Annotated in this window: 8 protein-coding genes; 2 read left to right on the forward strand and 6 right to left on the reverse strand. The window is 72.0% G+C overall.

The features are described from left to right. Nucleotides 1-394 precede the first annotated feature (394 nt). Together ACQKIP_RS13320 and ACQKIP_RS13325 are read right to left on the reverse strand one after the other, a co-directional pair. Nucleotides 395-2008 (reverse strand): ABC transporter permease, encoded by a 1614-nt coding sequence (locus tag ACQKIP_RS13320; protein ID WP_365859069.1) that lies wholly within the window; start codon nt 2006-2008, stop codon nt 395-397. Beyond that, a complete protein-coding gene (locus tag ACQKIP_RS13325; protein WP_365859067.1) occupies nt 2005-2934 on the reverse strand; it encodes an ABC transporter ATP-binding protein in 930 nt (309 codons plus the stop codon). The genes ACQKIP_RS13320 and ACQKIP_RS13325 overlap by 4 nt, the downstream gene beginning before the upstream one ends. 93 nt (nt 2935-3027) lie before the next feature. Between ACQKIP_RS13325 and ACQKIP_RS13330 the strand changes: the two genes are divergently transcribed. Beyond that, nucleotides 3028-3537 (forward strand): GbsR/MarR family transcriptional regulator, encoded by a 510-nt coding sequence (locus tag ACQKIP_RS13330; RefSeq protein WP_365859065.1) that lies wholly within the window; start codon nt 3028-3030, stop codon nt 3535-3537. Nucleotides 3538-3642: 105 nt separating this feature from the next. Here ACQKIP_RS13330 and ACQKIP_RS13335 read toward each other — a convergent pair whose 3' ends face one another. Beyond that, nucleotides 3643-4485: a diacylglycerol kinase family protein gene (locus ACQKIP_RS13335; protein WP_365859063.1), complete on the reverse strand. Its 843-nt coding sequence runs from the start codon at nt 4483-4485 to the stop codon at nt 3643-3645. Between the two features lie 164 nt (nt 4486-4649). Between ACQKIP_RS13335 and ACQKIP_RS13340 the strand changes: the two genes are divergently transcribed. After that, nucleotides 4650-5933, forward strand: a complete 1284-nt coding sequence (locus ACQKIP_RS13340) for an adenylosuccinate synthase (RefSeq protein ID WP_365859061.1) — start codon at nt 4650-4652, stop codon at nt 5931-5933. 128 nt (nt 5934-6061) lie between these two features. On the opposite strand, the gene ACQKIP_RS13345 is transcribed toward ACQKIP_RS13340, so the two are convergent. The 3 genes from ACQKIP_RS13345 to ACQKIP_RS13355 all read right to left on the reverse strand — a co-directional run bounded on the left by ACQKIP_RS13345 (nt 6062) and on the right by ACQKIP_RS13355 (nt 9231). Continuing rightward, a complete protein-coding gene (locus ACQKIP_RS13345) occupies nt 6062-8062 on the reverse strand; it encodes a serine/threonine-protein kinase (protein WP_365859059.1) in 2001 nt (666 codons plus the stop codon). Between the two features lie 78 nt (nt 8063-8140). Beyond that, nucleotides 8141-8638, reverse strand: a complete 498-nt coding sequence (locus ACQKIP_RS13350; RefSeq protein WP_365859057.1) for a MarR family winged helix-turn-helix transcriptional regulator — start codon at nt 8636-8638, stop codon at nt 8141-8143. Beyond that, the gene (locus ACQKIP_RS13355; protein WP_365859055.1) at nt 8635-9231 is read right to left on the reverse strand and encodes a DJ-1/PfpI family protein; all 597 of its coding nucleotides are present in this window, start codon (nt 9229-9231) and stop codon (nt 8635-8637) included. The genes ACQKIP_RS13350 and ACQKIP_RS13355 overlap by 4 nt, the downstream gene beginning before the upstream one ends. Between the last annotated feature and the right edge of the window lie 114 nt (nt 9232-9345).

The raw sequence follows: 9345 nt of genomic DNA on the forward strand, positions 1-9345 counted from the left end.
GGGCGCGCGGCGGGGGTCGTCCCGCCAGGGAGGGGTTCCCCGGGGTCCGTCGCAGGTACTACACGGGGGTAACCCGGGGACGACGCGACGCCCCGGATCCCCCCGTGGACCCGGGGTGCCGCACGCCCGACGGCAGGCAGCTCACGCCCCCCGCCCTTCCCACCCCGCCGAGCACCCCGGCCGGCCCGATCTCACGAGCCCGGCCGCCCGCCGCCAGGCCCGAGCCCGGCCCGGTCGCCTCCGCCCGCCCGCCCGCCGGTCTGGTCGCCGTCGCGCACGAGCCCGGCCCGCTAGCCCCGACCCGCCCGTCCGGTCCGGTCGCCCCGCCCGCCCGTCGACCGCGAGGCATCGGGCGGGTGGGCGGGAAAGGCTGTAGGTCAGGGCGACCGCGGGACTACGTCGTCATGTCCCGGCGCCGCAAACCCGCCAGGCCCGCGCCGACCAGCGCCGCCGCGATGGCGAGGAGTACCGCCACCGGTGCCCACTCCATGCCGCCGCCCGGCAGCTTCGGCAGGTGCCCGTAGGGAGACAGGTCCATCGCCACCTGCGGAAGGTCGAGCGCGGGGCCGATCCAGCCGATCGCGAGGCAGACCCCGGCCACCGCCCAGGCGGCGACCGCCGCCCGCGGGAAGGCCCCCGCAAGGAGCACCGCGAGCCCGCCGATCGCCCAGATCGCGGCCACCTGCACCAGGCAGGCCCCGATGACGGGCCCGAAGTCCTTCCCGTACCCGATGGCGAGCCCGAGCCCGCCCGCCAGCATCAGGAGCAGCGCACCGCCGAAGGCGATCACGAGATGCCCCGCGGCCCACCGCAGCCGCCCCACCGCGTTCGCGAGGACCGGCTCCGCCCGCTGCGAGGTCTCCTCGCCGTGCAGCCGCAGCACCGACGCGACGACGTACAGCGCGGCGACCATGCCCAGCATGCCGACCATGGTGGAGAGGAAGGCCTCCGTGAGGCCGGACTGCCCGCCCATGCGCTCGATGATGTCGCGGGTGTTGCGGTTGTCGCCGACGATGTCCGCGGCCCCTTCGGCCATCCCGCCGAAGACGACCCCGGAGACCAGGAAGCCGAGCACCCAGCCGAGCACGCTGCCGCGCTGGAGCCGCCGGGCAAGGGCGCCCGCGGTGGCGAGCCTGCCCTTGGCGGGCCCCGGCCGGGTCGGCAGGAAGCTCATGCCGACGTCGCGCCGCCCCGCGAGGTCGTAGGCGAGGGCGCCCTGCGCCAGGATCGCGCCGCCGACCAGGAGCAGCACCCACCACCGCTCACCGGCGAAGGCCCGCAGGTTCTCCACCCACCCGAGCGGAGAGAGCCAGGTCAGCACGGACTCGCCGCCCCCGGACCCGGCGTCACCGGCGGCCTTGAGCACGTACGCGGCGCCGAGCACCCCGGAGGTGAGCCCCTTGGCGAGGCGTGCGCTCTCCGTGAGCTGGGCGACGATCGCCGCCATGGTGGCGAAGAGCATGCCCGTGCCCGCGACACCGAGCCCGAGTGCCAGCGCCCCGCCGGAGCCGTGTCCGGCCATGCCGCCCGCGATGAGCAACGCCACGGCCGCGTTCGCGGTGAAGGCGGCGAGCAGCGCGGCGGTCAGCGGCGCACGCCGCCCCACCATCGCGGCCGAGAGCATCTCCTGGCGCCCGGTCTCCTCCTCGTCGCGGGTGTGCCGTACGACGATGATCAGGCTCATCGCGGCGGCGAGGATCGAGGCGTACACGCCGATGCGCCACGCGGAGAGCGCACCGATGGAGTCCCCGAAGACCGGCGAGTACAGCGCCCGCATCGAGGAGTTGGCGTTCATCGAGCGCATGGCGTCGGCCCGCTCGGCGGCCGTCCCGTAACTCTGCTCCAGGGCGCCCGGCATGGCGAGGACCAGCCCGGCGACGATGAGCACCCAGACGGGCAGCATGACGCGGTCGCGCCGCAGGGCGAGCCTCAACAGGGCTCCCGTACCGGCGAGTTGGCGCGAGCCGCCGGTGCGCGTACCGAACCGCGCCATGGTCACGGCGGTCATCGCGACACCATCTCGTCGGTCTCGTCGGTCTCGTCGGTCCGCACGTCGTCCTGGTAGTGCCGCAGGAAGAGCTCTTCGAGCGTGGGCGGCGTGGAGAGGAGCGAGCGGACTCCGGAGTCGGTGAGCGAACGCAGCACCGCGTCCAGCTTGTCGGTCTCGACCTGGAGCTTGACGCGGTTGCCGGATACGTCGACGTCGTGGACGCCCGGCAGCTCCCGGAGCCCGTTCGGCGGCTTCGCCAGTTCGGCGGTGACGCTGGTGCGGGTCAGATGGCGCAGGTCGGCAAGGGACCCCGTCTCGACGGTCCTGCCCTTCCTGATGATGCTGACGCGGTCGCAGAGCGTCTCCACCTCGCTGAGGATGTGCGAGGAGAGCAGGATGGTGCGGCCCCGGTCGCGCTCCTCCTCGACGCAGCTCTGGAAGACCTCCTCCATGAGCGGGTCGAGCCCGGAGGTCGGCTCGTCGAGGATCAGCACGTCGACGTCCGAGGCGAAGGCGGCGACCAGGGCGACCTTCTGCCGGTTGCCCTTGGAGTACGTACGCCCCTTCTTGGTCGGGTCGAGTTCGTACCGCTCGATGAGGTCGGCCCTGCGGGAGGCGTCGAGGCCGCCGCGCAGCTTGCCGTAGAGATCGATGACCTCGCCGCCGGAGAGGTTGCGCCACAGGGTGACGTCACCGGGGACGTAGGCCACCCGCCGGTGCAGTTCGACGGCGTCGCTCCACGGGTCACCGCCGAGGAGCTGGGCGGCTCCGGAGTCGGCGCGGAGCAGGCCGAGGAGGACCCGGATGGTCGTGGACTTGCCGGCGCCGTTGGGGCCGAGGAAGCCGTGGACCTCGCCGGTCTCGACGTCGAGGTCGAGGCCGTCGAGCGCGTGCGTCCGTCCGAACGACTTGTGCAGTCCGGAGACGGTGATTGCCTTCGTCATGTTTCTGAAAGTACGCTGGTTTCAGAAATTTGTGAAGTTAAGAAACCGTATAAACTCGATCACCAGCGGTGGAGCAGGGGAGATGATCGGCAGATGCCCAAGGGGTCCCGGGGGTCCGACGAAGCGGCGGCGCGCGACGAGGAGGTCGTCTCGCGCTTCGTGGAGCAGTTCGCCGCGCAGCTCGTCGAGGCGGGCATGCCGAGGATGCCCGCGCGGATCTTCGCGGCGCTCCTCGCCTCGGACTCGGGTGCGCTGACATCGGCCGAGCTCGGCGAACGGCTCCAGGTGAGCCCGGCGGCGGTCTCGGGCGCGGTCCGCTACCTCACGCAGCAGCACATGGTGTCCCGTGAGCGCGAGCCCGGCTCCCGGCGCGACCTCTTCCGGGTGCACAGCAATCAGTGGTACGAGGCGCTGGCCAACCGTGACGGGATCCTCAAGCGCTGGGAGAGCGCCCTGAACGACGGCGTCGCAAGCCTGGGCGCCGACACCCCGGCGGGCCGCCGCATGGCCGAGACGCTCGCCTTCTTCGAGTTCGTCCAGCTGGAGCTCGACGCGATGCTGGAGCGGTGGCGCGTGCACCGCGAAAGCCTCTTCGGCGAGTAGGCACGCAGAACACGCAAGGCACGCAAGGCGCGCAAGGCACGCAGGGCGAGCAAGGCAAGGCGCGCAAGGCGGGCAGAACCGCCGCTCCCGGCAGCCTCGCCCGCCTCACTCGGGCAGTACCAACCCCCACGCCCCGGTCCGTACCGACCACGTGCGGGTCCGCACCGGACCGCCGACCACCGCATCCGCCCGGTAGCGGAAATCCGCCCCGGACACGGTGACCGTCCGCGCCCGCGCCCGCAGGGCCTGCGCCGCCGCGCCCACCGAGGAGGGCCTGACCTCGACCTGCGCGAGCCCGTCGGCCCCCGGGCTCACCGATACGCCCTCCACCGGCTGGTCCAGGTCCACCATGAGCACCCCGTCCGCCTCCACCCGCAGCCGCGCGGGCGCAGGCCCCGGCGCGGACGCCACCCGGGCGGGGCGCGCAAGGGTGCGTACGAACGACTGGCACGTGCGCAGCCAGGGGTGGGCGTCCGCCGTCGGCTCCCCGGAGACCGGGGCCGGGGCAGGCGCCGGGGCCCCGACAGGCGGGATGCGCAGATGGCCGAGGACCACCCCGTCGCTGTCGTCGACGAGCAGATCAAGCCGCCGCTCGGCCCCTTCGAGCACCGCACGGGCCGCCGCGACGGCCCCCGGGGGAACCCCGAGCGACCGCGAAAGAACATGGGCGGTGCCCACCGGAACGACCGAAACCGCACAGGAACCGAGCTCGCGCTCCCGGTGCAGAACCGTCACGGCACGCAGCAGCGCCCGATCGTCCCCGATCACCACGGGGCGTCGCGCACCCCTCCTGGCCAGGGATTTTGCAAACTCCTCGGGTCCTTCCGGCAGGCAGATCCGGACAGCGGCCCCCGCGCCGAGTACGTCTTTGGCAATCCGTACCGACTCACCGTCCGTGCGCCGGGCGACCGGGTCGATGACGACTAGCAGCTGGTCGCGAGCCGACAACGTGCGCCCTTTCTTTCGTCCTCGGGTAGCATCTTTGTGCAAGAGCCCCTTGCGCTATTGCGCCAGGGGCTTCGTCTATTCCGGGGCAGCATCCAAGGCACACCCATACGGCGGCTACGGCCCCCAGACCTTGGACATGCCCCGCCCGGAAGGGGTGTACGCCTGTGCCCGCACTTGTGCTGCTCGGTGCTCAGTGGGGTGACGAAGGCAAGGGAAAGGCCACTGACCTGCTCGGTGGCTCCGTGGACTATGTAGTGCGATACCAGGGCGGCAACAACGCCGGCCACACGGTCGTCGTCGGCGACCAGAAGTACGCGCTGCATCTCCTCCCTTCCGGGATTCTCTCCCCGGACTGCGTGCCAGTCATCGGCAACGGAGTCGTCGTCGACCCGTCGGTCCTGCTCTCCGAGCTGAGCGGTCTGAACGAGCGCGGCGTCGACACGTCGAAGCTGCTGATCAGCGGTAACGCGCACATCATCACGCCGTACAACGTGACCGTCGACAAGGTGACGGAACGCTTCCTCGGCAAGCGCAAGATCGGCACGACCGGGCGCGGCATCGGCCCGACGTACGCCGACAAGATCAACCGCACCGGCATCCGCGTCCAGGACCTCTACGACCAGTCGATCCTGGAGCAGAAGGTCGAGGCGGCGCTCGAGGTCAAGAACCAGCTCCTCACCAAGCTCTACAACCGCCGCGCCATCGAGGTCGGCCAGATCGTCGAGCAGCTCTTGGAGCACGGCGAGAACATCAAGCAGTACGTCGCCGACACCACGCTGATCCTCAACAACGCGCTCGACGAGGACAAGGTCGTCCTGTTCGAGGGCGGCCAGGGCACCCTCCTGGACGTGGACCACGGCACGTATCCCTTCGTCACGTCCTCGAACCCGACCGCGGGCGGCGCCTGCACGGGTACGGGCGTCGGCCCGACGAAGATCAGCCGCGTCATCGGCATCCTGAAGGCGTACACCACGCGCGTCGGCGCGGGCCCGTTCCCGACGGAGCTCTTCGACCAGGACGGCGAGGACCTGCGCCGCATCGGCGGCGAGCGCGGTGTCACCACAGGACGTGACCGCCGCTGCGGCTGGTTCGACGCCCCGATCGCCCGCTACGCGACCCGCGTGAACGGCCTGACGGACTTCTTCCTCACCAAGCTGGACGTCCTCACGGGCTGGGAGGAGATCCCGGTCTGCGTCGCGTACGAGATCGACGGCAAGCGCGTGGAGGAGCTCCCGTACAACCAGACGGACTTCCACCACGCGAAGCCGGTCTACGAGACGCTTCCCGGCTGGTCCGAGGACATCACCAAGGCCCAGACCTTCTCCGACCTGCCGAAGAACGCGCAGGGTTACGTGAAGGCCCTGGAGGAGATGTCCGGCGCCCCGATCTCCGCGATCGGCGTGGGCCCGGGCCGCACGGAGACGATCGAGATCAACTCGTTCATCTAGCGGTTTCGCCGAGGTTGCGGCTGCGGCCGCGACTGAGGCTGCGGCTGTACGACTGAGGGGCGCACCGGTTCTTCCGGTGCGCCCCTCGGGCGTTTCCCCGCTCGACGTTCGGCCTGCTTCTTCTCCGCTCAGCCCGCCTTGTCGTACGTCAGGCCCTTGTCCGTGCCGGTGTTCTCGCGGTGCAGCCTGCCGTTCGAGAGCAGGGTGATCGTGCTCGCCTGGCCCGGTCGGCAGGAGGTCGCGGGTTCGCCGACGATGACGTCCGTCGGTCCGACGCGCAGGGTGTTGCCGCTCGCCGACTCCAGCTTTCCCTGGAACACGCAGTGGTACGTGCCGCCCGTGTCGGTCGGGCCGTCCGCCGTGATCGAGATGATCGTGTCGCCGACGTCGCCCTGCTGGAGCACGAGCTGCCGGGAGTTGCTGCCCAGGTTGTTCTGGATGGAGCCGTTCCACGTGCCGAGGAACTTCTCCGGGACGGTGCCCTCCTCGTCCTTGGACGCGGGGGTCGTGGGCGGGTCCTCGGGGTCCGTCGAGTCCTCCCCGGACGGTGTGCCCGGCGTCGAAGGGTCGTTGTCGGACGGCGACCCGGAGCTGGTGCCGCCCGCCTTCGTGGTGCCGTCGCCGTTCATCACCGCGTACACCGTGCCGCCCGCTCCTATGGCCACTATGACGGCCACCGCGATGAGCGCGGCGGTGGACCGGCCGCTGCGGCGCGGGGGTTCGGGCTGCGGGTGGCCGAGCGGGCCGTACGGAGGCGTGTGCCCGTACGGGGGCGTGGGTCCGTAGGGCGGCGTGGGGCCGTAGGGGCCCTGCTGGGGGTAGCCGTAGCCGGGGGTCCCCGGCTGGGGGTGCTGCTGGGGGTAGCCGTACGCCGGGCCCGGCGGGGGAGAGGGGGGCGGTGCCTGGCCGCCGGCGATCATCGTGGGGAGGTGGTCGAGGGAGGAGTCGCCCGGCTTGCCCGGAGGCGGCGGGGTGTCCCCTTCGGCGGGCCCCGGCCTTGCGCCGTTCCCGGCGGCAGCGGCGGCTCCGGCAGCTCCTCCGGCGGCGGCAGCGGCTCCGGCGGCTCCGCCCGCCCCGCCGTCGGCCCCGGCGGGCTTGCGCGCGGCGCCCTCGCCGCCCGCCGTCAGCTCCTTCGGCGGCGCGAGCGTCACCGGCGGTGCCGATCCCGCGGGTCCCGGCGCGGGCGGGGCCTGCGGCCCGTCGTCGTCGGGGTCCTCCGTGTCCAGCAACTGCACGGCATGACGGCCCAGTTGGGCCACCAGGGCCCCCGGCAGCCAGGGGTCGCGGGTCCGGCCGCCGTCGCCGAGGGTGTCATGCGCGCCCGTGCGCTCCAGAAGCTGCTCGAGGGAAGGGCGGTCCGCGGGGTTCTTGCGCAGGCACTCGCCGACCAGTTCGGCGAGCTCCTCCGGAAGGTCTTCCAGGTTCGGCTCCTCCTGGGCGATACGGAACATCAGCGCGTGCACACCGCTGTTGGCCGTGCCGAACGGCAGCGCGCCCGAAGCCGCGTACGCGAGGACCGAACCCAGGCAGAAAACGTCGCAAGCGGGCGTGATCCGGTCGCCCCGCACCTGCTCGGGCGCCATGAAACCGGGCGAGCCGACGAGCGCGCCGGTACGGGTCAGGCCGCCGTCGGTGACCGTTTCGAGCGCGCGGGCGATGCCGAAGTCGATGACGCGGGGGCCGTCGATCGTGACGAGCACGTTCGACGGCTTGAGGTCGCGGTGGATGAGGCCCGCCGCGTGAATGTCCTTGAGCGCGTTGGCGAGCCCGGCCGCAAGGATCTTCACGGACCGCTCGGGCAGCGGCCCGTGGTCACGCGAGATGACGCTCTGGAGCGAGGGTCCCGCGACATATCCCGTGGCCAGCCAGGGGATCGCCGCGTCGGTGTCCGCGTCGAGCACCGGCGCCGTCCACTCGCCGCCGACCCGCCGCGCCGCCTGCACTTCCTGCCGGAAGCGGTTCCTGAACTCCTCCTGTTCGGCGAGCTCTTCACGCACCAGCTTCACCGCGACCGTACGTCCCCGGTCGGACCGCGCCAGATAGACGTGCCCCATGCCGCCCGCTCCGAGCCGCGCGAGCAGCCGGTAGGCGCCTATTCGCTGTGGATCCCCGGGCCCGAGCTTTTCCATCGCCGCGCGACCTCCCCCGTTGGTGTGCAACAGATCGAGGATAGTGGGGCGCTGCGACATCGGCGCACGGACTGCCTGCTACGGCTCCGTAACGGGTTGTTCCGTATCCAGGTCGGACAGGACGCCGGAAAGCCGCTCCAACACCCGTACGGTCTCGCGGAATTCGTCCTCGCCGAGCGCGTCAGCGAGCCGGGCGGCCCGCTCCGCATGGCCGGGACTGATCTTCCTGACGGCGGCCAGGCCCTCGTCCGTGGGGCGCAGGAGCTTGGCCCGGCGGTGGGCGGGATTGGGCACGTACTCGGCGAGGCCGCGGCGCACGAGGAGGTCGGCGACGCGCTGCACGCTCTGCCGGGTGATGCCCATCGCGCGGGCGATGCCGGCGACGGGCAGGGGCTCGCGCAGGACGGCGCCGAGCACCTGCCACCAGGCGGCGGTGAGTCCGCCCGCCTCCGCCAGCTCATCGGCCACGGACAGGAACTGGCCGTTGAGCCTGAAGACCCCGAGGGCGGTGCGGGAGAACAGATCCTGCTGCTCCCGCACCTTCTCCTCGGAGACGGGCGTGCGGTCGGCGCTCACGATTCGAGCACCTCGTAGGCGGAGGCGTCCGAGTCGTGGAAGAGGCGGTACCAGGCATCGAGCTTTTCGCCCTCGAAGGCGCCGAGGTGCCCGAGGATCTCGCGGGCGAACGCCACGGGCTCGGTCGGCCCCGCCGTGATCAGCCCGCCGTCCGTGACGGCGTCGGCGTCCACGTACCGCTCGCCGCCCTTGTATCCGGTGGCCGCGAGGTAGAACGACACCGCGCTGGTGTGCGTGCGCTCGTCGAGCAGTCCCTCGCGGGCGAGCCCGGCGGTGGCCCCGCAGATCGCCGCGACCGGCACGTCCGCGTCGAGGAAGGCGCGGGCCGCGCGGCCGAAGGGGGCGAGGTCGTCGCCCGCGTCCCACAGGTCGGCGCCGGGCAGTATCAGCAGCGCGCTGTCCTCGGGCCGCAGACCGGCGAGGGTCAGATCGGGCTGGATGCGGACGCCGCCCGCCGTGGTGACGGGGTCGAGGGAGTCCGCGGCGACGGTGCGGATCTCGTACCCCGCGCGGGCCAGGAACGCCGTGGCGTGACCGGGCTCCCAGTCGGCGAGCGTGTCGTAAACGGCGAGGTGTACGGGCTTGCGGGTCATGACTGCCTCCACTGGGTGGGGTGCTGCTGCCGCTGAGCGCTGATTGCTTATGTAAGCATGCTGTCAAAGCGACAGCGTGCTGTCAAGAGTGCGAGGGTCAAGGGTCCCCGGGGA

It is taken from the genome of Streptomyces sp. NPDC059900, assembly GCF_050270335.1.
Lineage (GTDB): Bacteria > Actinomycetota > Actinomycetes > Streptomycetales > Streptomycetaceae > Streptomyces.

Coding starts and splice junctions, on each gene's coding strand:
- ACQKIP_RS13355 (WP_365859055.1), bottom strand. CDS start 9,231: ATGACCCGCAAGCCCGTACACCTCGCCGTTTACGACACGCTCGCCGAC.
- ACQKIP_RS13330 (WP_365859065.1), top strand. CDS start 3,028: ATGCCCAAGGGGTCCCGGGGGTCCGACGAAGCGGCGGCGCGCGACGAG.
- ACQKIP_RS13320 (WP_365859069.1), bottom strand. CDS start 2,008: ATGACCGCCGTGACCATGGCGCGGTTCGGTACGCGCACCGGCGGCTCG.
- ACQKIP_RS13325 (WP_365859067.1), bottom strand. CDS start 2,934: ATGACGAAGGCAATCACCGTCTCCGGACTGCACAAGTCGTTCGGACGG.
- ACQKIP_RS13345 (WP_365859059.1), bottom strand. CDS start 8,062: ATGGAAAAGCTCGGGCCCGGGGATCCACAGCGAATAGGCGCCTACCGG.